This window comes from Pollutibacter soli (assembly GCA_029269725.1).
GTDB lineage: Bacteria > Bacteroidota > Bacteroidia > Chitinophagales > Chitinophagaceae > Pollutibacter > Pollutibacter soli.
The window spans coordinates 1-24,969 of the sequence record JARJHS010000006.1; the positions used below are offsets into that span (position 1 = coordinate 1).

Annotated in this window: 21 protein-coding genes; 9 read left to right on the top strand and 12 right to left on the bottom strand. The window is 42.1% G+C overall.

Annotation, left to right across the window (positions count from 1 at the left end; all coding sequences use genetic code 11):
* Nucleotides 1–118: 118 nt before the first annotated feature.
* Complete coding sequence (locus P2W82_RS15225) at nt 119–1,765, bottom strand: CTP synthase (RefSeq protein ID WP_336516767.1); 1,647 nt, start codon at nt 1,763–1,765, stop codon at nt 119–121.
* A 363-nt stretch (nt 1,766–2,128) separates the two neighbouring features.
* Here P2W82_RS15225 and P2W82_RS15230 point away from each other — a divergent pair, with 363 nt between their 5' ends.
* Nucleotides 2,129–3,229, top strand: a complete 1,101-nt coding sequence (locus P2W82_RS15230; protein ID WP_336516768.1) for a T9SS type A sorting domain-containing protein — start codon at nt 2,129–2,131, stop codon at nt 3,227–3,229.
* An 81-nt stretch (nt 3,230–3,310) separates the two neighbouring features.
* Here P2W82_RS15230 and P2W82_RS15235 read toward each other — a convergent pair whose 3' ends face one another.
* From P2W82_RS15235 to purL, 4 genes are all read right to left on the bottom strand, one after another.
* Nucleotides 3,311–3,706, bottom strand: a complete 396-nt coding sequence (locus P2W82_RS15235) for a hypothetical protein (protein ID WP_336516769.1) — start codon at nt 3,704–3,706, stop codon at nt 3,311–3,313.
* 64 nt (nt 3,707–3,770) lie between these two features.
* Entirely contained in the window at nt 3,771–4,568 is a 798-nt protein-coding gene (proC, locus tag P2W82_RS15240; protein ID WP_336516770.1) for a pyrroline-5-carboxylate reductase, read from the bottom strand.
* A 74-nt stretch (nt 4,569–4,642) separates the two neighbouring features.
* The gene (gene rfaD, locus P2W82_RS15245) at nt 4,643–5,638 is read right to left on the bottom strand and encodes an ADP-glyceromanno-heptose 6-epimerase (protein WP_336516771.1); all 996 of its coding nucleotides are present in this window, start codon (nt 5,636–5,638) and stop codon (nt 4,643–4,645) included.
* Between the two features lie 33 nt (nt 5,639–5,671).
* Entirely contained in the window at nt 5,672–7,891 is a 2,220-nt protein-coding gene (gene purL, locus P2W82_RS15250) for a phosphoribosylformylglycinamidine synthase subunit PurL (protein ID WP_336516772.1), read from the bottom strand.
* Between the two features lie 56 nt (nt 7,892–7,947).
* Here purL and P2W82_RS15255 point away from each other — a divergent pair, with 56 nt between their 5' ends.
* From P2W82_RS15255 to P2W82_RS15265, 3 genes are all read left to right on the top strand, one after another.
* The gene (locus P2W82_RS15255) at nt 7,948–9,123 is read left to right on the top strand and encodes a glycosyltransferase family 4 protein (protein ID WP_336516773.1); all 1,176 of its coding nucleotides are present in this window, start codon (nt 7,948–7,950) and stop codon (nt 9,121–9,123) included.
* Between the two features lie 64 nt (nt 9,124–9,187).
* Complete coding sequence (locus tag P2W82_RS15260) at nt 9,188–10,450, top strand: hypothetical protein (protein ID WP_336516774.1); 1,263 nt, start codon at nt 9,188–9,190, stop codon at nt 10,448–10,450.
* A gap of 170 nt (nt 10,451–10,620) precedes the next feature.
* Nucleotides 10,621–12,813, top strand: coding sequence for a glutamine synthetase III family protein (locus P2W82_RS15265; RefSeq protein WP_336516775.1), 2,193 nt, complete (start codon nt 10,621–10,623; stop codon nt 12,811–12,813).
* A gap of 335 nt (nt 12,814–13,148) precedes the next feature.
* On the opposite strand, the gene accC is transcribed toward P2W82_RS15265, so the two are convergent.
* From accC to efp, 3 genes are all read right to left on the bottom strand, one after another.
* On the bottom strand, nt 13,149–14,507 hold the full coding sequence (gene accC, locus P2W82_RS15270) for an acetyl-CoA carboxylase biotin carboxylase subunit (protein ID WP_336516776.1): 1,359 nt from the start codon (nt 14,505–14,507) through the stop codon (nt 13,149–13,151).
* 69 nt (nt 14,508–14,576) lie between these two features.
* Nucleotides 14,577–15,059: an acetyl-CoA carboxylase biotin carboxyl carrier protein gene (accB, locus tag P2W82_RS15275; protein WP_336516777.1), complete on the bottom strand. Its 483-nt coding sequence runs from the start codon at nt 15,057–15,059 to the stop codon at nt 14,577–14,579.
* Between the two features lie 158 nt (nt 15,060–15,217).
* Nucleotides 15,218–15,784 carry an elongation factor P gene (gene efp, locus P2W82_RS15280; RefSeq protein WP_336516778.1) on the bottom strand — a complete coding sequence of 189 codons (567 nt, stop codon included), beginning with the start codon at nt 15,782–15,784 and terminating at the stop codon, nt 15,218–15,220.
* A 134-nt stretch (nt 15,785–15,918) separates the two neighbouring features.
* Here efp and P2W82_RS15285 point away from each other — a divergent pair, with 134 nt between their 5' ends.
* From P2W82_RS15285 to P2W82_RS15295, 3 genes are all read left to right on the top strand, one after another.
* Complete coding sequence (locus P2W82_RS15285; protein WP_336516779.1) at nt 15,919–16,413, top strand: TlpA family protein disulfide reductase; 495 nt, start codon at nt 15,919–15,921, stop codon at nt 16,411–16,413.
* Nucleotides 16,414–16,681: 268 nt separating this feature from the next.
* Nucleotides 16,682–17,611, top strand: coding sequence for a malate dehydrogenase (mdh, locus tag P2W82_RS15290; protein WP_336516780.1), 930 nt, complete (start codon nt 16,682–16,684; stop codon nt 17,609–17,611).
* Nucleotides 17,612–17,732: 121 nt separating this feature from the next.
* Nucleotides 17,733–18,020 (top strand): hypothetical protein, encoded by a 288-nt coding sequence (locus P2W82_RS15295; protein WP_336516781.1) that lies wholly within the window; start codon nt 17,733–17,735, stop codon nt 18,018–18,020.
* A gap of 4 nt (nt 18,021–18,024) precedes the next feature.
* Here the strand turns inward: P2W82_RS15295 and P2W82_RS15300 are convergent, their stop codons facing one another.
* Genes P2W82_RS15300 through P2W82_RS15315 form a run of 4 tightly spaced genes read right to left on the bottom strand, consistent with a single transcriptional unit; the run spans nt 18,025 to nt 22,319 of the window.
* Nucleotides 18,025–19,023 carry a glycosyltransferase family 9 protein gene (locus tag P2W82_RS15300; protein WP_336516782.1) on the bottom strand — a complete coding sequence of 333 codons (999 nt, stop codon included), beginning with the start codon at nt 19,021–19,023 and terminating at the stop codon, nt 18,025–18,027.
* A 32-nt stretch (nt 19,024–19,055) separates the two neighbouring features.
* Nucleotides 19,056–20,288, bottom strand: a complete 1,233-nt coding sequence (locus P2W82_RS15305; RefSeq protein WP_336516783.1) for an MFS transporter — start codon at nt 20,286–20,288, stop codon at nt 19,056–19,058.
* Nucleotides 20,289–20,293: 5 nt separating this feature from the next.
* On the bottom strand, nt 20,294–20,995 hold the full coding sequence (locus P2W82_RS15310) for a DedA family protein (protein ID WP_336516784.1): 702 nt from the start codon (nt 20,993–20,995) through the stop codon (nt 20,294–20,296).
* 52 nt (nt 20,996–21,047) lie between these two features.
* The gene (locus P2W82_RS15315; RefSeq protein WP_336516785.1) at nt 21,048–22,319 is read right to left on the bottom strand and encodes a dicarboxylate/amino acid:cation symporter; all 1,272 of its coding nucleotides are present in this window, start codon (nt 22,317–22,319) and stop codon (nt 21,048–21,050) included.
* Between the two features lie 187 nt (nt 22,320–22,506).
* Here P2W82_RS15315 and P2W82_RS15320 point away from each other — a divergent pair, with 187 nt between their 5' ends.
* Nucleotides 22,507–23,994, top strand: coding sequence for an amino acid permease (locus P2W82_RS15320; protein ID WP_336516786.1), 1,488 nt, complete (start codon nt 22,507–22,509; stop codon nt 23,992–23,994).
* 129 nt (nt 23,995–24,123) lie between these two features.
* Nucleotides 24,124–24,846: a YebC/PmpR family DNA-binding transcriptional regulator gene (locus P2W82_RS15325; RefSeq protein WP_336516787.1), complete on the top strand. Its 723-nt coding sequence runs from the start codon at nt 24,124–24,126 to the stop codon at nt 24,844–24,846.
* The last annotated feature ends 123 nt before the right edge of the window (nt 24,847–24,969 follow it).

Consider the following 24,969-nt stretch of genomic DNA (forward strand, 5'->3'; position numbering starts at 1 on the left):
ATACACTTCATCGAAATCCTTGATGGGTAATTGAAAAAACTTATACGCCAACCTAAAAAAATAAAAAGAGGCCGACTCATTGTTTTGAGACGGCCTCTTTCTAATTCATTTCTGACAATTATATCATCTCACTCTGCAAAAGCGGATTTTTCACTGAAGATTTTTGTTCTGAATAATCTTTCGCAGCACTGATAAAATGCACAAAGAGCGGGTGCGGATTTTCGACCGTGCTTTTCAATTCAGGGTGATACTGCACACCGATGAAAAACGGATGAGAAGGAATTTCGACAATCTCCACCAGGTTACTATCCGGATTTTTTCCGCTCGCAATCATACCATGACTTTCAAAATCGACCAGGTAATTGTTGTTGAATTCCCAACGATGACGGTGCCTTTCCCTAATAAGACTGGTGCCGTAAATTTTTTCGGCGAGTGATCCGGGCTTGATTTCGCAAGTGTATGAACCCAACCGCATAGTACCACCTTTATCGGTAATTTTTTTCTGATCTTCCATCAGATCAATTACCGGGTTAGGTGTATCAGGATTCATTTCAGTTGAATGCGCATTGCGGAGATTCAAAACATCTCTTGCAAACTCAATAACTGACATCTGCATACCGAGACATATACCGAAGAAAGGCAAACCTTTCTCTCGGGCATATTTAACAGCAAGAATTTTTCCATCGATACCGCGGTGACCAAACCCTGGTGCAACGAGCAATGCATCGAGTGTACTCATCTTCTCATCTACATTATCGTCGGTAATAAATTCACTATGAATATTTACTACTTCTACTTTACACTCATTGATTGCGCCTGCATGAACAAATGCTTCAAGAATGGATTTATAAGCATCCTGCAGCTCAATATATTTTCCGATTAAACCAACAGTGACTTTGCTTTTAGGATATTTCAATTTATCAAGAAACTCTTTCCATAACATCAGCTCAGGCTCATGATATTTTGTAATATTCATCTTCTTAAGACAAATAACATCCAGCTTCTCGCGCATCATTGCAAGAGGTACTTCATAAATTGTCGGCGCATCAGCAGCTTCTATAACAGCCTCCTGTTTTACATTACAGAACAATGCAATTTTTCTCCTGATCTCAGGAGACAAAGGCCGTTCTGTACGACAAACAATAATATCCGGATGCACGCCATTCTCACTCATCATTTTCACACTATGCTGAGTCGGCTTCGTCTTTAATTCTTTTGCCGCTTTCAGATAAGGAACCAAGGTAAGATGTACGACCAGGCAGTCTTCCTCGGGAAGTTCCCATTGTAACTGACGAACAGCTTCAATGAATGGAAGACTTTCGATATCGCCCACTGTACCGCCGATCTCCGTAATTACAATATCATACCCTTCGTTACCCAGCAGCTTCATCCTCCGCTTGATCTCATCGGTAATATGAGGTACTACCTGCACTGTTTTGCCAAGGTAAGCGCCTTCCCTTTCTTTGTTAATTACTGTCTGGTAAATCTTACCAGTTGTAACGTTATTAGCCTGTGTAGTGAAAATACTCAGGAACCTCTCATAATGACCAAGGTCGAGATCGGTTTCCGCCCCATCCTCGGTAACATAACACTCACCGTGCTCATAAGGGTTCAGCGTCCCGGGGTCAACATTAATATAGGGATCAAATTTTTGAATAGTTACTCTAAGCCCCCTGGCCTGTAATAATTTAGCCAATGAAGCCGAGATAATTCCTTTTCCCAGAGAAGAAGTAACACCACCGGTTACAAAAATAAATTTAGCCATGTATGAAAGAATTTATTTATTCATTCAAATAATCTTTCCATCCAAACGATAAAGCCTTTGAAGAGCTAGCCACAAAATTTTACCACAATAGATTGAAACCGGACCTTTTGAAAATATTCGGAGAAGAAATTCTTGGAGGTCATGCAAACTTACGTTGAATTTGTCGGCCGGAAAAAAAATGAAAACGGGTGTGGAAAAGTCGGGGATTCTCAGAGAGATATTTATTAGAAAAATTTATCTTATTTAATAGTTGGTTTTCAACAACATAGTAAACGCTCAATAGAGCAATAAGCCGTTAAAATATGCCGTTTTATACTAAACCCTCCCTTGAAACCGCAATCGCTGTTGCTTCTAATCTGCTTCATGCAGATTTGTATTGCAAGGGGCCAGTGCCCGGGGGGCACTTTATTTTCACCTACACCAATTGCTGGAACGACTTCTGCTAACGGCTTTGTCCAGGGGACCGTTGCGGCTCATATCCAGTCATCAGGCAGTTTTGCAAGCGGCAGACCAATATATGTTCACCAGAACCTCACCTATAATGGGTTCACATGGCGATCGATCCAGATCATCCGCGGACATAGTTTTCCCGCGTCAACATCCACCTATATAAAACTGGCGCAGCCCTTAAGTAGTACCTATATCCATTTTCGCGTAAGTGATGTGCGCGGTGATGCAATCAACCAGAACGAAACGCAACGCATTGAGGGATATAACAACGGCGTTCCGGTTACACCGAATTTCGAAGATTTCGTCAACGGTGCATACATCACCGGTGGGAATATTATCAATGGTGCATCTACAACTACATCGACTGTACAGTCTGCTGTACGCATATTTTTTTCAGGCCCGGTGGATAGTGTTGTGCTGACCCGGACGGCATGGAGTGATTATGTAATATTTGATATGTTCTCCCGATGCGCAATCCTTTTGCCATTTACACTTTCCTCTTTTGAAGCGACATGGAAAGAAAACAAATCATTATTATCATGGCAGGTGGAAAGCGCATGGAGTTTTAATGAATTTATAGTTCAACGCTCAGGAGATGGACGTGACTGGGAAGATATCGGAAAGAAAAATATTGAGGATAACGATGGCTTCGCCGGACATTACACGTATACAGATCGATCTCCCTTAAGGGGTCGGAATTTCTATCGACTTAAAACCATTGACACAGATGGTTTGATCAATTATTCTTTGGTGGTCAATCTGATTGCGGGTGGAAAATCATTCCAGAAATTGATTTCCAAAATCCAAAACCCGATAAGCAGTTCATTTCAATTGGAGATCACGAAAGAAGCAACACTGAATATTTACTCCGCGCAGGGAAGTTTAATTTACAACCATCGCTTAAAAACAGGTGTACACCAGATCCCAACCTTAAACTGGCAACCCGGTACATATTTCTTAAATATCATTGATCTTTCCGGAAATACAGAAAGTCAGAAACTCGTGAAGTTCTGATTCCTTTGAACCAGACACTGAATAAAAAAACCCGCAACGAACGTTCATTGCGGGCCAGAATTATAATGGGTAAGTAAAAAACTATTCGCGCACCAGTTCGATATCGGCGTCAGTTCCACCGACGGAATGGATAACTAAAGAGAAATTACCTGAACTGATTGTTTCCGGAGAAGGTGTTGCACAACGCACCACAGCGTTGTACGATGAACCTTTTACTTTGAAAGTACAGGCCGGAGTTCGGTATGCACTTTGAATTACCTGGTATCTGCTGGTATTTCCGGGAGTGACATCACCGTAACTATATTCACCTTCCAGCGCGAAAAAAACAAGGTTCTCCAGTGCCACTGAAGATTTATTTTCTACACGCAAAAGAAATGGATTCGTATTTTCTTTGGTACAGCTGACTGATGCCAGGACGATAAACGCGAGAGAAATATTTCTAAGCGTTTGATTTGCAGATAGGATGGTTTTTTTCAAGAGATATTGTCGTTTTGTCAACAAAACATTTAAACGACAACAGCTCTGTTTTATTATCGCAAATCTAGTCCTTTGCAATTTTCATATAACTGGCTGAAATACCTTTTATTAATGAAGAACTAAAGCCCTGGTGTTCCATTTCATTCAGGCCCGCGATGGTACAACCTTTCGGTGTAGTTACTTTATCGATTTCTTCTTCCGGATGTCTTCCTGTTTGAATCAGCAGTTCAGCAGCGCCTTTTACAGTTTGCGCAGCAATCAGTGTTGCGGTCGATGCATCAAATCCAATTTCAATTCCTCCCTGGATATTCGCACGAATAAAACGCAGTGCATATGCTATTCCGCAGGCGCCTAATACCGTTGCTGCATTCATCAGCTTTTCATCGATACTCACCACTTTTCCCAGCTGATTGAACAAGCTCATGACATATTCCTGCTGTTCATCACTTGCTCTCCTGCTGCATATGCAGGTCATGCTTTCCTGGATTGCAATAGCGGTATTCGGCATCGCACGTACAACAGGCATATCATTTCCTGTAACACTCTGAATGTCTTCTATGGAAATTCCGGTAATTACTGAAATAAGCAAATGCCTTTTGCTATCCAGATCAGGCTTGAGCTGTTTTAATACTTCGGCAATCTGAAATGGTTTTACAGCAAGCACCACGATATCCGCATATCGTACAGCTTCATTATTATTATTTCCGATCGTTACACCCTTCTGTTCGAGATAACGAATCTGTTCAATATTTCTCCTGGTAATCAGTATATGTTGCGGCAAAGTAAAACCACTCATAATCAAACCTTCAGCTATTGCCTTTCCAAGATTTCCTCCACCGATGATTGCAATTTTTTTGTTCATAATTCAAGCATTTAAAAATAAAGCCACAAGAAAAAGAATACTTGTGGCTGGATATTTTAATTCATTTTTTTGCTTTAATAATAACTGCTGTTCGCAAGATACTTACTTACATAATCCATCACACCTTCCTCCAAAGTATAGAACGGATGTATGTAACCCGCTTTTTCCAGTTTATGCATCCTTGCCTCGGTGAAATACTGGTATTTGTCCCTGATGTCTTCCGGCATATCGATATACCTGATATCAGCTTCTTTTCCTATTCCGGCAAATGTAGCTTTAACCAGATGTTCAAAGCTTCGCGCATTACCTGTGCCAAGATTATACAATCCTGAAGCAGGTAAATGACGATGGAACCAATAGCATACTTTTATAACATCCTTCACGTAAATAAAATCACGCAACTGCTGACCATCTTTAAAATCCGGTCGATGTGATTTGAAAAGATTTACAAAACCACGCTCACGTATCTGGTTAAACGAATGAAAAATCACGCTGGCCATTCTGCCTTTATGATATTCGTTGGGGCCGTACACGTTGAAAAATTTCAAACCATACCAATGCGGAGGCGTTTGTGTCTGTTCAAGTGCCCATTTATCAAACTCATTTTTTGAAACACCGTAAGGATTCAGTGGATTAAGTTTGTATGGCAATGCGTGATCATCATCATAACCAAGCGAACCATCGCCATAAGTTGCAGCTGACGACGCATAGACGAGCGCGGTATTTTTGCTGATACAATAGTTCCAGACAGATTTCGAATACTCAACATTCAATCGTTCATGGATTGAATAATCGAATTCAGTAGTATCCGTTCTCGCGCCGAGATGGTAGAAGAAAGAAATCCGGACATTATTTTCATTCAGCCAGGCAAATAAATCATCGCGTTCAATTCTTGCTGAGAAATATTTTCCGCTGAGATTGCCCGCTTTATCATCCCTGCTGAAATCATCGACAACAATGATTTTATCGATGCCCTGGCGATTCAGAAAACCGACCATGCAGCTCCCGATAAATCCGGCAGCTCCGGTAACTATTATATATTCTTCATTCAGATCGATCGAAACAGCCATAGTTCAATTTCTTTTACCTCAGCTATGCAAAAGCTATTCTGGCAGGTAGTGATTGAGATGCTTTTCAATTGCAGTATCATACCGATGTTTCCAGCTTTCAATATTTCCCCAGCTGTCATTGTCAATAAAAATCTCACCATCGGTCACCTTTCCAATTCTCACCCAGGGTAATCCTGAAGAATTCAGAACGGCTTCAAGCTGCGCTGATTGCTGATAAGTTGCGGAAACCACGACCCTGCTTTGAGATTCACCAAACCAGAACGCATCTTTTCTCACAGGTATATCAACATCGATTTCGAATCCAAGATTGTTCCATGCAGCACTTTCAAAAAGCGTGATGAACAAACCGCCTTCACTGATATCGTGAGCAGATTCAATGAGACCTTCCTGGATCAGGTGTTTAACTGATGACTGAAGGCGAAACTCATCTTCCAGGTTAAACAATGGAGCCGGGGAAAATTTCACGTTACAGATTTTGTTCAGATACTCTGAAGAACCAAGGTCATCAGTCACTTCACCGACCAGGTATATAAAATCACCTGGCTTCTTGAAGTCAAGCGTCATTTTATTTTGCACATCTTCCAGCAAACCTACCATACCAATGGTTGGAGTCGGGTATACGGCACCGTCAGGATTCTGATTATAGAAACTGACATTTCCTCCTGTTACCGGAGTGTCAAACTTTCTGCAAGCTTCTCCCATACCCTTGATAGCATGTACAAACTGGTAATAAACTTCAGGATCATATGGGTTACCAAAATTCAAACAGTTGGTTACGCCCAGGGGTGTGCCACCGCTGCAAACGATGTTCCTCGCAGCTTCACTCACCGCAATCATACATCCCACCTGCGGATCTGCATAAACGTACCTGCTATTGCAGTCGGTAGTAACAGCAAGACCTTTTGTGGTACCCTTCACCAGCACAACCGCTGCATCGCTGGGTTCATTGGTGGAAGCATTCACCGTTCCCACCATGCTATCATACTGGCGATAAATCCAACGCTTGTTGGCGATGTTTGGAATCGACACCACCTGTTCTGCAACGTTCTTAAGATCAGTCGGAACAGGAACAGCGGCCGGATCAAAAGAACTTATTTTTTCAAAATATTTTGGCTCATGGTATTCTCTGTCGTACACAGGAGCTCCACCACCCAACACCATACTTTCAGCAGGTAGTTCAGCTTCCAGTTCACCATTCATATAGAATTTGAGTAACCCATCATTCGTCACTTCCCCGATTTCTGAACAGGGCAGATCCCATTTTTCAAAAACCCCGATCACTTCTTTTTCTCTGCCTTTTTGTACAATGAGCAACATTCTTTCCTGGCTTTCGCTTAAAAGCAGTTCCCAGGCCTTCATATTCTGCTGACGTTTGGGAACTTTATCCAGATTGATAACCATTCCTACGCCACCTTTTGCACTTGTTTCCGCTGTGGAACAAATAATACCAGCAGCACCCATATCCTGCATTCCCACCAATGCACCTGTTGGAATTACCTCCAAACATGCTTCTAGCAGTTTTTTTTCCTGGAACGGATCACCCACCTGTACTGACGGCAGATCCTGGGCACTTTCTTCTGTAATATCTGCTGAAGCAAATGAAGCTCCGCCAATTCCGTCTTTACCAGTAGCAGAGCCGACGATAAACACCGGATTGCCCTCACCCCAGGCAGTTGCACTTACCGTTTTCCCGGCCTCCACAACTCCCACACTCATTGCATTCACTAAAGGATTGGTATGATAGCAATCTTCAAAATATACTTCACCACCGACAGTGGGAACACCGAAACAGTTTCCATAATGACCAATGCCATGTACAACTCCGCTGAGAAGGTGCTGCGTTTTCTGATCTTTCAGATTTCCAAAACGAAGTGAATTCAGCGCAGCGATAGGTCGGGCCCCCATTGTAAAAATGTCGCGATGAATTCCACCAACACCAGTGGCCGCACCCTGGAAAGGTTCTATCGCAGAAGGATGATTATGCGATTCAATTTTAAAAACCACTCCCAGTCCGTCGCCAATATCCGCCAGACCTGCATTTTCTTCACCCGCTTTCACCAGGAGTTTACCTCCTTCACGGGGAAGGGTTTTCAGCCATTTGATTGAATTTTTATAACTGCAATGTTCGCTCCACATCACCGAATAAGCCGCTAGTTCGGCGAAATTGGGCGTTCTGTTGAGTATTTCTTTGATTTTTTCAAATTCTCCGGCAGTCAAACCCAGTTGGGCGGCCGTTTCCACTGTTGTATCCATAGTCGAAAGTGTGGTCAAAGGTAAAGCTATACGACCAACCTGTAAAATCAGCCATCATGAAAATATCAACCGCATTTGCAGGTTTTTATATACCATTGCGCATGGAACAAAAGAAAAAAATCGCCTTTGTTTCCAATACACTCTGGAGTATTTTTCGATTTAGATTTTCCCTGATCCGTCAGCTTTTAAAGGATGACTATAATGTTCTTGTTGTAGCGCCCGAAGACAATACACGCCCACATTTCGATAACATCGAAAACCTGGAATTCGTCCCTTTACGACATCTCAAACAGGGTTTTTCTTCGCCATGGGGAGAGTTAAAGCTGAAAAAGGAACTGGAGCAGGTATATCTTCAACATAACCCCGACCTGGTTTTTCACTATACCATCAAACCCAATATTTTCGGCACTCTTGCTGCGAGGTCCGCAGGAATTCCATGTATTGCGGTGGTTACAGGGATGGGATATGCATTTATTAATTCCGGTATTCTTGGATTGCTTGTGATACCGCTCTACCGGAATGCCGCCAGAAAAGCCAACCAGGTCTGGTTTCTGAACGAAGGTGATAAAATACATTTTATCAGAAAGGGGATCATCAGGCGCACTCCATCGCTGATTCTGCCGGGCGAAGGAATCGATACCGAAAAATTTCAGCCTATGGCAAACAATTCGCGCGAGCCTGAAAAAATTCGTTTCCTGATGATCGCGCGGTTGCTGAACAATAAAGGTGTAAGGGAATTTGTATCAGCAGCTGCTCAAGTAAAAAGCAAGTTTCCCGATATTGAATTTACAATCGCCGGAAGCTATGACCCTTCTCTGCCGGATAGCATACCCGAAGAATTGTTCAATCAAATCAGTGACGGAAAGCGTATCAGTTATGTCAGTCAGTCGCAGGATATACGCAATGAAATCCGGCAGGCAGATGCTGTAGTGTTACCGTCCTATGCAGAAGGACTAAGCATGAGCCTCATGGAAGCAGCAGCGATGGAAAAACCACTTATTGCAACCAATGTCAGTGGTTGCCGCGAATTGGTAATGCACGGAATATCTGGTTATTTATGTGAAGTGAAGAACGCTCATGATCTTGCTGAAAAAATGATACGCTTTATTCAACTTCCTGCAGAAAATAAACTGATGATGGGTAAGAATGGCCGTAAACTGATGATAGAAAAATTTGATTTAAAAGAAGTCATTCATATCTATAAAGAAAATATCAGGCAGCTCCTGCCATGATCTATGGCAAAAGAAATATTTTAGTAAACCAATAGGTTTTTATACCGTCAGCCAAAATATTTTTTTGCATACTATTATTTTCATAGCATACCTGATGTTTTTTTCCTGGCTGATTACCAGGATTCGTTTTAACCGAAAATCAGAACTCGCACCCGTTCTACTCGTGTTCTTTTTTGTTTTCCGTGTGATCACAGGTTGTATTTACGGTTGGGTCCATAGTCTTCAGCCAGACTATCAGACAACGATGGATACATGGAAGTTTTTTTCTGATGGATTGAATGAAACAAAGTTGCTCATCAATGATCCGGCTGCTTTTTTTAAAGAATTGGTACGCAATCCCTATCAGGGTGGTTTTGGAAGATTTTTCAGTACTTCCGACAGTTACTGGAATGATCTGAAACATAATATCATGATCAAGTTTGCAGGGATACTGAACCTGTTTTCCGGCAGCAACTATTATGTCAATATCATATTTTACAATTTCATAGTATTCTTTGGGCCTGTTGCTCTTTATCGGTCAGTCAGGTATTTCACCTCTGAAAACAAAAACATCTACTTGTTTTTATGTTTTCTTTTTCCGACTACTGTGTTCTGGACCTGTGGCTTTCATAAAGAGGGATTGCTTTTTACATCGGTGTCGCTGATCATTTTTTATTGTCTAAAAGCATTTTATAGTACCTGGAGATGGACATCTGTGCTGATGATTATATTTCTTTTTGGTTTAATTTTTCTGCTCAGAAATAATATCATTTTTGCGCTTGTACCAGCGTGGCTTCTCTGGATGCTCAGCCATCATTTTCCCAAAAAAACTCAAGTCATTTTCGTTAGCGGTGTTGTATTTTTTCTCCTGCTATTCTTTACAAGCAAATATTTTATCCCAAGGCTTGATTTACCGGAATCCGTGAGGCAGAGACAGATTGAATTTATGTTACTCGGAGGCAATACCTACGTGCAGATGGATACCCTTCAGCCCAATGTTATGGGATTTGTAAAGCATCTTCCGATTGCTGCAGATATGGCTTTCCTTCGTCCGCATCCGGGAGAAGGAAGTTTTTTTTATATACCCTTTACTATTGAATCTGTTACCGTAATTGTATTCGCCATACTTGCTTTAACAAGAAAAAGGAAACCCATGCCCGACAAACCCTTCCTTTATTTTATGCTGATGTACGCTATAGGGTTGCTATTATTGATTGGTTATACTATCACCAACACAGGAGCAGTAATCCGTTACCGCAGTATAGCCTTCCCTTTTCTGCTAATGGCATTAGCGCTGATCATCAATTGGTCATCATTCAGGAAAAATCGGGCTTCAATCAAATTTTAGAATTGATAATATATGGTTTAGCGCGCAGTTGCAACCGATTTTAAACCGTAATCATTTTTTTTCTTTGTTATTTATCAATTTTTTTCAAAAACTGACAAATACCTCTTTTCAAATGTCATTTTTAAACTGAAAAATTGCAAATTTGCTATTCCTAAAAAAATTAAACCATCATGCAGTCTCTTCGTTTCAAAGCAATCGACAACCTGACAACATCCGAGCCCGGAGTAAATGTTGAAGGTGCCCCAAAAATCACCGGTATTTTCGGTGAGAATGTTTTCACGCTTAAGACCGCCCGTGAATTTTTGAGTGATGAAGCTTATAAAAGCCTCGCTGCTTCAACAAAAACCGGTCATAAAATTGAACGAAATCTTGCCAACCAGATAGCTGCAGGGATGCGCCAATGGGCCGAAACTAAAGGAGTTACGCACTTCACCCACTGGTTTCAGCCTTTAACTGGTACTTCCGCTGAAAAACACGATTCATTTTTCACATTGAAATCTGACGGTACCGCTTTAGATACCTTCGATGGTGATGCATTGGTTCAGCAGGAACCAGATGCATCTTCATTCCCAAGCGGTGGGTTACGTGCAACATTTGAAGCACGTGGATATACTGCATGGGATCCGACATCACCGGCATTCATCATGCACATCGGTCAGGGTCTTACGCTGTGTATCCCTACAATCTTCGTTTCATACACAGGGGAATCACTGGATTACAAGGCGCCGTTAATCAAATCGATCGAATCTTTGAACAAAGCTGCTGTTGATGTATGTCACTATTTTGATCGTAACGTAAGTAAAGTATACGCTACACTCGGATGGGAACAGGAGTATTTTGTTGTCGATGAGGGATTGGCCAATGCACGCCCGGATATCGTAATGACCGGCCGCACTGTTTTCGGTCATACGCCAGCGAAAGGACAGCAGATGGAAGATCACTATTTCGGATCAATTCCTGAAAGGGTATATGCATTCATGCGCGACTTCGAATATGAATCCTATCGCCTGGGTATTCCTCTCCGTACGCGTCACAACGAGGTGGCACCTTCACAGTTTGAGTGCGCCCCTATTTTCGAAGAACTGAACCTTGCTGTTGATCACAATACACTATTGATGGACGTGATGAGCCGCGTTGCCAAGCGTCACCAGCTGAAAGTATTGTTGCACGAGAAACCTTTTGCAGGAATCAACGGAAGTGGTAAACATAATAACTGGAGCCTTGCTACAGATACCGGTGTTAACCTGCTGGCGCCTGGCAAAACTCCGAAGACTAACCTGATGTTCCTTGCATTTTTCGTAAACACCATCAAAGCTGTTTATGATCATGCTGATCTTCTCCGTGCGGCTATCGCTTCTGCCGGTAATGATCACCGTCTGGGTGCAAACGAAGCTCCGCCTGCAATCATTTCTGCATATATCGGGCAATACCTGTATAAAGTTCTCGACGAAGTGGAAAGCCGCGTTGGTGACAAATTCGATGAGCAGGATGAAGTGATGCTGAAGCTGGATATCCATAAAAGCATTCCTGAACTGCTGCTCGATAATACCGACCGTAACCGTACTTCACCTTTTGCCTTTACTGGTAATAAGTTTGAGTTCCGTGCAGTAGGGTCAAATGCTAACTGCGCAAATGGAATGATCATTCTGAATACCATTATGGCGGAAACATTGTCAAACTTTAAGAAAGAAGTTGACAGCCTGATTGAGAAAGGTGACAAGAAAGAAGTTGCCATCATGCAGGTAATCAAAAAATACATTAAGGATAGTAAGAAGGTACTGTTCGAAGGGGATGGATACAGCGAAGAATGGCAGAAAGAAGCTGCAAAGCGCGGATTGCCAAACCTGAAAACAACACCGGTTGCTCTTGATCCCCTGATAACCAAGAAGGCAAAAGATCTGTTTGAAAAACACAACGTGTATTCGCATTCAGAACTCGAGGCACGGCATGAAATTGAACTGGAGAAATACGTAAAAACAGTTCAGATTGAAGGTCGTGTAATCGGTGACCTGGCAGGCAACCATATCATTCCCGCTGCTATTCGTTATCAGAATGTACTCATCGCGAATATCAAAGGTTTGAAAGATATCGGCGTCAAAGCAGAAGCATATGCTGCACAGCTGGAGATCCTCAATGCCATTTCAGAGCATCTGAACAAGGTAAAGAGTCTTGCTGAAGATATGACCGAAGCCCGCAAAGCTGCAAATGCGCTGACTGATACACGCGAGAAAGCAATTGCGTACTGCGATAAAGTAAAACCTTTCTTCGACGAGATCCGTTATCATGTCGACAAGCTCGAATTGCTTGTTGATGATACCGAATGGGAACTTCCGAAGTATCGTGAACTGTTATTCTTGCGTTAAACGTAAAACGTATAACGTTAAACGTAAAACGTAGAACGTGGAGTCGTTTAAGTTCAAATCAACATGATTAGACGCAAAGCGTGAAAGTCTGTTATAGCTAAATAAAAAAATCCGCCGCTGGCGGATTTTTTTATTTAACCATTTTCGTATTACGTATTGAACATAAAAATATAAACCCGCGCGGAGAAATTTTGGAAGAACTACTATTTCCAGCTCTTCAGTCTCCTATCATATAAATAAAAAATCCACCAAAGGCGGATCTTTTATTTGCTCTTATTATTTCGAAAGCCATTTACATTATAAACGACCTAACGTTAAACGTTACACGTTCTACTTTAAACCATCTTGAAAGACTCCATAAACTTCGTATTAAAATTGCCACTCTTGAAGTCTTCATTTTTCATCAATTGCTGATGGAACGGAATTGTGGTATGAACACCTTCAATAACGTACTCACTTAATGCGCGACTCATCGTATTGATGGCTTCCTCACGCGTACGTGCAACCGCAATTATTTTGGCTATCATTGAATCATAGTAAGGAGGAATCACATAGCCAGCATATGCGTGTGAATCCACACGGATACCATGACCTCCCGGCTGATGAAGAACAGTAATTCTGCCGGGGCTTGGCCTGAAATCATTATATGGATCCTCTGCATTGATACGACACTCAATTGCATGCATGGATGGGAAATAATTCATTCCAGAGATAGCATCACCAGCGGCAATTTTTATTTGTTCTTTGATCAGATCGAAATTGGTTACTTCTTCTGTAACGCAATGTTCCACCTGTATCCTGGTATTCATCTCCATAAAATAAAAATTCCTGTGTTTATCAACCAGGAATTCTATAGTACCTACACTCTCGTAGTTAATCGCAGAAGCGGCTTTTACAGCAGCAGCGCCCATCTTTTCTCTCAACTCTTCTGTCATGAAAGGTGATGGCGATTCTTCCACCAGCTTCTGGTGGCGACGTTGTATTGAACAATCTCTTTCACTCAAGTGACACACCGTGCCATAACGGTCACCCGCAACCTGGATTTCTATATGTCGTGGTTCTTCAACGAACTTCTCCATATAGATACCGTCATTCTTGAATGATGCACCAGCTTCTATTTTAGCAGTGTTGTAATTCTTTTCTATATCAGCTTCCTGCCAAACTACACGCATACCTTTTCCACCGCCGCCAGCTGTTGCTTTCAGAATAACCGGGTAACCGATTTCCTTAGCAAGGCGTTTGGCCTGATCAACGCTTTCAAGCAGGCCACCACTTCCGGGAACAACAGGAACACCGGCTTTGATCATCGTTTCTTTTGCAGTAATCTTGTCACCCATCGATCTGATCTGATCCGGAAGCGGGCCGATGAATTTTATACCGGACTCATTGCAGATTTCAGCAAATTTTGCATTCTCTGCAAGAAATCCATAACCCGGATGTATTGCATCAGCATTTACAATTTCTGCTGCGGCCATCAGGTGAGGTATGTGTAAATAAGAATCGCTGCTTGCCGGCTTACCAATACAAACAGCTTCGTCTGCAAATTTTACATGCAGGCTGTCCTTATCTGCTGTTGAATAAACTGCTACGGTTTTAATTCCCATTTCGCGACAGGTTCTGATCACACGTAATGCTATCTCACCGCGATTGGCAATCAATATCTTTTTGAAATTGGTTTTTGAGTCTTTTGTCATTGGATTACGTTAGTTGAAACTTAGCCGGGCATATCGGTCGGGCACCTGCCGGGTCAAGAATTAATCAGCTTAATTTACTTCCACCAAAAACAACGGCTGATCATATTCAACCGGAGAAGCGTCATCCACGAGGATCTTAATTACTTTTCCTGACACTTCACTTTCGATTTCATTAAACAGCTTCATAGCCTCGATGATACAAACCACTTTGCCTGGCGTCACTTCATCGCCAACTTCGATAAACAGGGGTTTGTCCGGCGAAGGCTTGCGATAGAATGTACCGATCATCGGACTTTTAATTACAACAGTATTTTCAGGCTTGGCGCTCGCCGGGGCTGGTTCGGCCGCTTGCGTAGCGGGACTTGCACCAGGCAGCGCAGCTGGTGCCTGAGGTTGATATACCGGCATTACTGGCTGCGGAGAAGCATAAGTTAATACCTGGTCTTTTTTCTGCTTAATAGTGATCTTAAACTCTTTCTCTTCAATCGTTACTTCGCCGATATTGGACTTGTTGATCATTTTGATCAGGTCCTGTATTTGCTTAAAATCCATGGACTCCATGTTGGGTTCTTAAAATTGTTTGAAACAGGTCGTGCAAACTAAGGTATGAATCTTTTCTTTTAAAAAACCAGTATTATTTTGAGAAAAAAGGGCAAAACTGCCCAAAATCTGGTCGTTTTTGCCCATTTTTCGCTGAAAATTGCCTGATTTTATTCTTTTACGCGCTCGAGATATTCGCCTGTTTTGGTGTTGACGCGGATCACATCGCCTTCGTTTACAAAAAGCGGAACCATAATAGTAGCGCCGGTTTCAATGGTTGCCGGTTTAAGTGTACGGGTAGCGGTATCACCGCGAAGCCCCTGTTCAGAATAGGTAATTTTAAAAACGATTTTATCGGGTAACTCAACGCTCATGGGCTGTTCAGTCTCTGTGTTGATCAAAACAGATACAGCCTGCCCTTCCTTCAGGAACTGTGGAGAATCGACTTTATTCTCTTCGACAGTGATCTGTTCAAAGGTTTCATTATCCATGAAATTGAAGCCGGTTTCATCTTTATAAAGGAACTGGTAATCCTTTCTTTCAACCCTTACAGGGAATATATTATCCCCTGAGTTCCAGGTCTTTTCAATAGTGCGGTTATTGTCGACACCCTTCAGTTTAGCCCACACTTTCGCCGCTGCTCTTGCAGTTTTATTCTCACCAAATTCAATTACGGTATAAAGGCTGCCATCGAGTTTGATAATTAAGCCTCTGCTGATATCAGCTGTACTCGCCATAACACAAAATTAAAAAGTTATTAAGCTATTTTTATGAACAGGGCGCAAAACTAAGGCAATTTCACATGCAAAACACCGCAACCACCGGCTCATCAATTTGGATTAAATTTGACGATTAAAATAAATCATTTCCCATGTCACTTCGTTTTGGCAGTACCCTTTTCTTTTTTTTGCTGATGTTCAGCCTGGCAAATGCCCAGGCCCCTTATCAGAAAAACCCGACCATTCCGGAATTTGGCCTACTTGCAAAAGACAGTGCTGCCTGGATTACCCCTCAAACTTTAAAGGCTGGGAAACCCGTAATGATCGTGCTTTTTAGTCCTGATTGTGACCACTGTGTAAAATTTGCAGAGGAATTGAAAAAGGATTATTCCAAATTTACCGGCGTCGAGATTGTAATGGCGACTTATCAGCCAATTACAAAAATGAATGAGTTTTCAAAAAAGCTGGGATTAGATAACTATAAAAATGTTTACTTCGGACGCGATGTAAAATATTTCTTCGGGCCATTCTATAAATTGAAAAGTACTCCGTTCGTCGCGCTGTATGATTCTTCACATAAACTGATCACGGCATATGATGGCGGTGCGCCGACGGCTAAGATTCTTACGGATTTTAAAGTGAAGTAGGGTAATCGTTGTTCGTTGATCGTTTTTCGTTGTTCGTTGTTCATTGTTCGTTTGAACTGGCGGCTGTTGCCCGCCTGCCGGCAAGCAGGCTATTGCCTGCTTACTATTGCCCGCTGCCTGGCTCTTTTATTCGAACTTCACGGTACTTCTCACCTATCACTTTTTACTTAAAAAACCTACCTTTGGCCGCCCGTGAAAACCGGTATTGGCGGCAGCTTATACCTGTTCGTTCGTAACTATTTTTTTCCATTATAAAATTTCTCTCATTATGAAAGTTACTGTTGTTGGAGCCGGCGCTGTTGGTGCGACTACTGCAGACAATATCGCCCGTGCTGCTCTCTGCCAGGAATTGGTTCTTTTGGATATCAAAGAAGGCCTTGCGGAAGGGAAAGCCCAGGATATGATGCAGACAGCTGCTCTTCTCGGGTTTGATACCCGTATCACAGGAAGTACAAATGATTATTCTAAAACGGCAGGCAGTTCTGTGGTTGTTATTACTTCAGGTATTCCACGTAAACCAGGAATGACACGGGAAGAACTGATCGGCACCAATGCAGGAATTGTTAAAGGCGTTTGCGAAAATATTCTCAAATATTCTCCTGATGCAATTATCATCGTGATCAGCAATCCGATGGATACCATGACTTACCTCGCATTGCAGTCAACAGGTCTTCCAAAAAACAGGATCATTGGCATGGGTGGTACGCTCGACAGCAGCCGCTTTAAATACCAATTAAGTCAACACCTCGGATGCAGCCCATCTGATCTGAATGCAGTTGTTGTGGGTGGTCATGGAGATACAACGATGATTCCGTTGATTCGTCTCGCTACATGGAACAGTGTACCGGTCACAAAATTCTTAAGCGAAGATCAACAGAAACAGATTGTTGCTGATACAATGGTAGGCGGAGCGACCCTTACCAAACTGATTGGCACATCTGCATGGTATGCCCCAGGTGCTGCAGGAGCTGCATTGGTTGAAAGTATTGTCAGAGATGAAAAGAAATTGTTCACCTGTTGCGTATCGCTCGAAGGTGAGTATGGCCAGAAGGATATTTGTCTCGGCGTGCCAGTTACTATTGGTAAAAACGGCTGGGAAAAAATCCTGGATTTTGATCTGAACGAAGAAGAAAAAAGTCTCTTCAATAAGAGTGCGGAAGCAGTTCGTACAATGAATGATGTTTTAAAAACACTCTAAACGTTTAACGTTCAACGTGAAACGTTTAACGTAAAACGGCCCTGTTGCAAAAATGTAACGGGGCTTTTTGTTTATACTATGCGGCTGTCCGCTTTCGTTATATTATTCAAATCCTTACCCCATGACAAGATACTTCGACTCACCGTTGAAAGTGACCGGCATTCTATTAACCTTTGCCGGATTCATTTCAGCTTTTATCAGCCTTCATCCTTCACTTCCGGAAAGCTACATGATCTCCCTTGTCGGAGTTCTGGTTTTTCTCACAGCAGATGCACTTACCCATACATCACTGACATTCAAATGGAGAAGATTTTTTGAAGTCGGGTTGATTGTAATAATAGTAGTCTCCACGATTTTATTGACGATGGACTTTTATGGAATGATCACGTTGAGGCACTTTCAACGTTGAACGTTTAACGTTGAACGTTGAAAGTAAGCTGTTCAATGCGCAGTGCTATTCCTGATGTATCCTGTTCAAGCATGCATTTAAAGTGCTTTTTCGGACAATGATCATAACCGATTTTTGAACAGGGCCTGCAAGGCAGATTTTTTACTTCAAAATTGACCGTGGGAATTTTATGATCGCCGTAATAAGGATACATTCCGAATTCCGGAATGGTATTTCCCCAGACAGCAACAACAGGTTTTTTCAATGCGGCTGCAATGTGCATGAAACCGGTATCATTACTAAGTACCACGGAACTTTGTTGTACAATACTTGCTGATTGATGGAGATTATACTGTCCACAGGTATTTACTACGAAGCCAGACGCATTTTTCCTGATTTCTTCACCTTCATCAAAATCCGCTTTTCCGCCAATAAGAATGACCGGCTTCGATATTCGATTGATCACTTCAACCACTTTTGCCGGAGGAAGTTTTTTTGTCGCGTGTGCTGCACCTATTACTACGCAAACATATCCCTTTGATATTTCACCAGGTAAAGTTTCGAAATCGACTTTGGCATTTTCAGGAATGAAATAATCAAGTCCTTCACCATCGTTTTCTATTTTCAATGTTGCTGCTGTTTGCAGATATCGATCAACGATATGAATATCCGGCAGACGATTGATTTTAAAATTCGTAATCAGCCATTTTTCAATGTTGAGTTTACCGAAAGAATGTGATGAAACACCAAGTGAATTCTTAACACGAAGTGTTCTCAGGTTCTTATGCAGATCAAGAATTACATCAAATTTCTCTTGCTTTAATTCATCCATTGTGTCACTGAATTTTTCATTCAACAGATGAACCTTATCGAGGTAAGGATTTGTTTCGAGAATGGACGCGAATTGTTTTTTTGTGAGATAATGAATTTTTGCAGAAGGCATCTGTTTCCGGATACAACGAATCACCGGAGTTGTGAGAACAATATCACCAATGGAAGAAAATCTGATGATCAGTATTTTCATGACGTTAAACGTTGAACGTTAAACGTTAAAGTTCAACGCTCAACGTAATTGAGGTCTTTTTTAAAGGTTTCTTCTGTATACCATGCTGCAACCAATGTAATGCACATAACAATAAGTCCCGTAACAATTCCACTTTTTACTATAGTCCAATGCCAGTTGTCCTGGAACAGGTCTTTAAACATCAGATTAATCAATGGTAAGGCGCCGCGCACCATATTCGGAATAGTAGTAGCCGCAGTTGCACGGAGATTTGTTCCGAATTGCTCAGCTCCCATCGTAACAAATATGGCCCAGAAGCCGGTACTGAATCCAAGCGCCGTACAGAAAATATACATCCTGCTATCTGAATTATTCAGTGGACTGAAAAACAGAACGGCTGAAATAATAGTAAGACCGTAAAAAATATACAGCGCTTTTTTCCTGCTTTTAAAATACTGACTTACCAAGCCAACACTTATATCTCCAATGGCAATTGCTGCGTATGCAAACATGATCGATCGACCAGAATCAATCGCGTTTTCCCCATACAGTCCTTTGGCAAAGGCGTTGCTGTAATTGACAAGAATACCAATCACGTACCATGTCGGCAAACCAATCAAAATTGCAAGGATATATTTTTTAAGTCGCTTACCATCAGTAAAGAACATCAGGATATTTCCCTTAACAACATCTTTCTGTTGTATCTGTTTAAACATACCACTTTCGGCTACACTTATTCGGAGTAACAATAATACAATCCCAAGTCCTCCTCCGATTTTATAGCATAGCCGCCAGTCATTTGTTGTTTTATATATGAAATAAGCAAACACAGCTCCAAACAAACCAATACCGGCTACCAGCGAAGTGCCCACACCTCTTTTTGTCTTTGGCAGTAATTCACTTACCAATGTAATACCTGCGCCAAGTTCACCCGCAAGACCGATACCGGCAATAAACCTCGCGAGTGCATACTGATTCACCGTTTGTACATAACCGGTAGCAAAGTTCGCTACGGAATAAAGCATGATTGAACCGAACAATACACTAAGCCTCCCCTTTTTATCACCCATGATTCCCCAGCAGATTCCCCCGATCAGCAGACCAATCATCTGGTAATTGATGATCTTTGTACTTGCCGTAAGCATTTCAGCAGCACTCACCTGCAATCCCTGCAGACTCGGGACACGTACGATAGTAAATAAAAGGAGATCATAGATATCAACGAAATAACCTAAAGCTGCAACTATTACAGTGAGGTTAAAAACAGACTGCTGTTTCTGCTCCATGGAGATCAGGAATGGGGAGTGGATGAATCGCTTGTTTTTTTCTTTGAACGACCGGAAGTAACCAGTTTAAATATTACAGGAAGCGTAGTCACCAGAACGATTCCCAGTACTATCACCTCAAGATGTTCTTTCAGATCGAAACCAAGTTTGTTCAGGAAAAACTTGTACAAATAGTGCCCTGCAAAAAGCATAGACACGGCCCATGCCAGGCAACCAACGATGTTGTAGTAGGAAAATTTCTTTTTATCCATGCCTACGATTCCCGCAATGATCGGCGCAAAAGTTCTGATGATGGGCAGAAATCTTGCGAATACAATAGCTCCTCCGCCATGTTTATCATAAAATTCCTTGGCAGCGAACAGGTGTTTTTTCTTGAAAAAAAATGTGTCCTCCCGCTTAAAAAGGTACGGGCCGCTTCGTGCGCCAAACCAATAGCCAACAGTATTACCAATCACACCGGCAAGCACAACAAGCGCAGTCAGCAATAAAAGGTTTACGAAATCACTATTGGTATTAAATAATTCAGCCGTCAGTTCATTGCTGTAAATTCCCGCAACAAATAAAAGTGAATCACCGGGTAAGAAAAAACCGGCAAACAAACCCGTCTCAGCAAATACGATAAAAAGAAAAACCCATAATCCGCCATTCTGAATATAAAATTCAGGGTTCAGCAAATCCCTCCATGTAAATTCCAGCAAGTCTAGCATTTTGTAAATTTAAAGGATGTAATCTTCAGGTACAATAACTCCGTTTCGATGATTATGTTTCGTATGTGACTTCAGGATTCACAGGATTTCCCAATTCCCCTTCCCACTTACTTACTGCTGTTGTGGCCAATGCATTTCCGATAACATTGGTCATCGACCTGAACATATCACAGAAATGATCGATCGGCAATATCAGTGCAATTCCTTCCGGTGGAATATTAAACATGGCACAGGTTGCCGTCACGACAACCAGTGAAGCTCTTGGTACACCCGCTATACCTTTGCTTGTTAACATCAGTACCAACAACATGGTAAGTTGTGTACCGAGATCGAGATGTATTCCAAAAACCTGCGCAATAAAAATGCTGGCGAATGTCATGTACATCATACTTCCATCCAGGTTAAAACTATATCCCAGCGGAAGTATAAACGCGACGATTTTATTCTTGCAACCGAACGCTTCCAGTTCCTGAACCAGTTTTGGAAACACAGCTTCGCTGCTGGTTGTACTGAACGCAATAAACAGCGGATTGGTTATTCTTTTAATCAGATCAAACAATCTTTTTCCAAGGATCAGATAACCGACCACGAGCAACAATATCCATAAAGTAAAAATCCCCAACAGGAACGAACCGAAAAACTTTACATATACTACTCCTATATCCCGTACGCCATATAAAGCCACAACGGCAGCAATCGCTCCGAAAACACCCAGCGGTGCAAAATTCATCACATAGCCGACCATCTTCAGAATGATATGCGCAAACGTATCTAATGCATGAATTATAGGTTTGGCTTTTTCACCAATGGCCGCTGCCGCAACACCAAAGAAAATGGAGAATATTACTATCTGCAATATTTCGTTTGTGGCCAGTGCTTCAAAAATGCTTTTTGGGAAAACGTGATTTATAAACTCGACGATGGAAAATGATTTTGTTTTTGAGATGACGTCGTCAGCCCCCGCAGCCTGTTCACTGATTGTTTTTGGAAAATCAAGACCAGGCTCTGTAGCATTTACCCAAAACAATCCTATCAGCAATGAAAGAAGAGAAGCTGTAATAAACCACAACAAAGCTTTTCCTCCTACGCGACCCACAGTTTTCAGATCTCCCAGCTTGGCTATGCCAGCGACCAGTGTTGAAAAAACGAGCGGCGCAATAATCATCTGCACCAGTCGGAGAAAAATATTGGTCAGCAACCTTACATTGGTTGCAAAGCTTTTGATAAACTCCGGCGAAGCCTGCTTATGAATGAGGTAACCGATGATTCCCCCCAATACCATTGAGATAAAAATATAAATTGTCAGCCGGTTCCCTTTGCCCATATTTCAGATCGGGTTAAAGTTTGCAATATAGCGGGAAATGCGCTAAAATTCATGGTGTTCCGGATATTAAGTCTATTTCTAATAAAGCCTATTTCCTATTTTTTACACATGGGAAAGAAAGAAATATTTATCTTGTTTCCTTTAGTATCATTGCATTTCAACTTCTTTACTTAACCAATAAATCTTTATGAGTTTATTCAGGAAGAAATCCCTCAGTTCGTTGCTGTCGCAGGCTTCGGACTCTGAGAAAGGACTGAAGCGAACGCTCGGTTCAGGTAGTCTGATAGCATTGGGTATCGGCGCAATTATCGGTGCCGGTTTGTTTGTGAGAACTGCGGCAGCGGCCGGCGGCCATGCTGGTCCTGCGGTAACATTATCTTTTGTCATTGCCGCGATAGGTTGTGCTTTTGCCGGCCTCTGTTATGCGGAATTTGCTTCTATGATTCCTATAGCAGGTAGTGCATATACTTATGCATATACCACCATGGGAGAATTAGTGGCATGGATCATCGGATGGGCCCTTATTCTTGAATATGCACTTGGCGCAGCAACCGTTTCTATCGCCTGGAGTGAATTTTTGAACAAGCTGCTGGGAGGGGCTATTCCATATGAGTGGACCCACTCCCCGTTCCAGAGAGCATTGGACGCTAATGGTGTTATGCATCATGGAATTCTGAATGCGCCTGCACTTTTCATTCTCCTGGTATTGTCTTTATTGCTTATCAAAGGAACACAGGAATCTGCCATCGTAAACTCCATCATCGTAATCATTAAAGTTGCAATCGTTGTTGCATTCATCCTGATCGGCTGGCAGTTTATTAATCCTGATAACCATAACCCTTACCTTATTCCGGCTGATGCAAAACCTGGAATACTGCCTGATGGAACTGAATACTCTTATACAGATACTTTCCGGCATGGATGGGGAGGTGTGCTACGGGGAGCTGCCATTGTATTCTTTGCATTCATCGGTTTTGATGCCGTTTCAACAGCAGCACAGGAAGCGAAGAATCCAAAAAGAGATATGCCGATCGGTATTCTTGGTTCCCTGGTCATCTGTACTATCCTGTATATCCTGTTTTCCTGGGTCCTTACAGGCGTTGCCCCGTATACAGATTTCGTACGTGAAGGTCGTGAAGCATCGGTTGCTTATGCCATTGAAACCTATATGAAGAATTACCACTGGCTGGCTACTGCTGTAACAGTAGGTATTCTTGCGGGTTTCTCATCGGTAATCCTGGTGATGCTGATGGGTCAGAGCCGCGTATTTTATTCGATGGCCAACGATGGATTATTGCCTAAAGTGTTCTCTGAACTTCACCCGAAATTCAGAACCCCCTATAAATCAAATGCACTGCTGTTCCTGTTTGTAGGAGCTTTTGCAACCCTGATCCCTGGTGATATCACAGGAGACCTTACCAGTATTGGTACCCTGCTGGCATTTGTACTGGTTTGTCTTGGTATTATCATCATGAGAAAAACAGATCCGAATACACCGCGGCCATTTAAAACTCCGCTGGTTCCGCTTGTACCAATCCTGGGTATCCTCGTTTGTTCCGCAATGATTATTTCCCTTGATAATATGACTCTCTCCAGTGCGCTGGCCTGGATGGTATTGGGTCTGATCATCTATTTTATGTACGGAAAGAATCACAGTAAGTTGAAAAACCAATAAATTGTAAAGAGATTATATCTGGAAACTGTTCTGGCATTACAGAACAGTTTTCTTTTTATGGGGACTCTGCGTAAATTTGCAACCTCAAATGCAAACAGTCTGCCATCGCCAGACTATCAATGATTTTCTATGGGACGAATTTTTGAAGTAAGAAAGGCCACCATGTTTGCCCGGTGGGACAAAATGGCGAAACAGTTTTCCCGTATCGGGAAAGAGATAGCAATTGCAGTGAAAGCCGGTGGCCCCGACCACAATACGAACCCCGCTTTGCGCCGGTGTATGCAGAATGCGAAGAGTGTGAACATGCCAAAGGACCGCGTGGAAGCGGCGATCAAAAGAGCGCAGGGTAAGGAGATGGAGAATTACGAAGAGATCCTGTATGAAGGTTATGGCCCGCATGGTGTACCCATTCTTGTGGAAACAGCCACAGACAATCACGTACGTACTGTCGCTAATATCAAGTCTTATTTTAATAAACTGAACGGTACATTAGGAAACAGTGGGAGCGTAAGTTTTCAGTTTAAAAAAATGGGTGTTTTTAAATTGAAACCCGAAGGTCTTTCTGCGGAAGACCTGGAACTCGAACTTATCGATTTCGGCCTGGAAGAACTTGGTGAAGGCACCGGAGAAAACGGAGAGCCTGTACTCGTTATCCATTGTGCTTTCAATGATTTCGGAAATATGCAGAAGGCGCTTGAAGAAAAAGGTATTACTCCCATCAGCTCGGAAGTGGAATGGATCCCATCAGCATTAACAGAACTTGACGAAGAAAAAGCGCAGGAGGTTTTGAAGTTAGTTGACAGACTTGAACAGGATGAGGATGTTCAGAAAGTATTTCATAGCCTGAAATAAGTGGTAAGTGTTAAATTTTAGATTTTAAGTACGAGGCCGCTGATACTGTGCTGTTCTCCATATCGGGATTTTGAAGTTGATTGTTCAATGCACTTTTGAATATCAGTTTTTCAACTTTTCTTT

Excerpts from the sequence above, each read along its gene's own strand:
- P2W82_RS15225 (WP_336516767.1), bottom strand. The coding sequence starts at position 1,765 with ATGGCTAAATTTATTTTTGTAACCGGTGGTGTTACTTCTTCTCTGGGA.
- accB (WP_336516777.1), bottom strand. The coding sequence starts at position 15,059 with ATGGATTTTAAGCAAATACAGGACCTGATCAAAATGATCAACAAGTCC.
- P2W82_RS15295 (WP_336516781.1), top strand. The coding sequence starts at position 17,733 with ATGACAAGATACTTCGACTCACCGTTGAAAGTGACCGGCATTCTATTA.
- rfaD (WP_336516771.1), bottom strand. The coding sequence starts at position 5,638 with ATGGCTGTTTCGATCGATCTGAATGAAGAATATATAATAGTTACCGGA.
- P2W82_RS15310 (WP_336516784.1), bottom strand. The coding sequence starts at position 20,995 with ATGCTAGACTTGCTGGAATTTACATGGAGGGATTTGCTGAACCCTGAA.
- efp (WP_336516778.1), bottom strand. The coding sequence starts at position 15,784 with ATGGCGAGTACAGCTGATATCAGCAGAGGCTTAATTATCAAACTCGAT.
- P2W82_RS15265 (WP_336516775.1), top strand. The coding sequence starts at position 10,621 with ATGCAGTCTCTTCGTTTCAAAGCAATCGACAACCTGACAACATCCGAG.
- P2W82_RS15315 (WP_336516785.1), bottom strand. The coding sequence starts at position 22,319 with ATGGGCAAAGGGAACCGGCTGACAATTTATATTTTTATCTCAATGGTA.
- P2W82_RS15230 (WP_336516768.1), top strand. The coding sequence starts at position 2,129 with ATGCAGATTTGTATTGCAAGGGGCCAGTGCCCGGGGGGCACTTTATTT.
- P2W82_RS15300 (WP_336516782.1), bottom strand. The coding sequence starts at position 19,023 with ATGAAAATACTGATCATCAGATTTTCTTCCATTGGTGATATTGTTCTC.
- P2W82_RS15325 (WP_336516787.1), top strand. The coding sequence starts at position 24,124 with ATGGGACGAATTTTTGAAGTAAGAAAGGCCACCATGTTTGCCCGGTGG.
- proC (WP_336516770.1), bottom strand. The coding sequence starts at position 4,568 with ATGAACAAAAAAATTGCAATCATCGGTGGAGGAAATCTTGGAAAGGCA.
- purL (WP_336516772.1), bottom strand. The coding sequence starts at position 7,891 with ATGGATACAACAGTGGAAACGGCCGCCCAACTGGGTTTGACTGCCGGA.
- mdh (WP_336516780.1), top strand. The coding sequence starts at position 16,682 with ATGAAAGTTACTGTTGTTGGAGCCGGCGCTGTTGGTGCGACTACTGCA.
- accC (WP_336516776.1), bottom strand. The coding sequence starts at position 14,507 with ATGACAAAAGACTCAAAAACCAATTTCAAAAAGATATTGATTGCCAAT.
- P2W82_RS15255 (WP_336516773.1), top strand. The coding sequence starts at position 7,948 with ATGAAAATATCAACCGCATTTGCAGGTTTTTATATACCATTGCGCATG.
- P2W82_RS15305 (WP_336516783.1), bottom strand. The coding sequence starts at position 20,288 with ATGGAGCAGAAACAGCAGTCTGTTTTTAACCTCACTGTAATAGTTGCA.
- P2W82_RS15285 (WP_336516779.1), top strand. The coding sequence starts at position 15,919 with ATGTCACTTCGTTTTGGCAGTACCCTTTTCTTTTTTTTGCTGATGTTC.
- P2W82_RS15320 (WP_336516786.1), top strand. The coding sequence starts at position 22,507 with ATGAGTTTATTCAGGAAGAAATCCCTCAGTTCGTTGCTGTCGCAGGCT.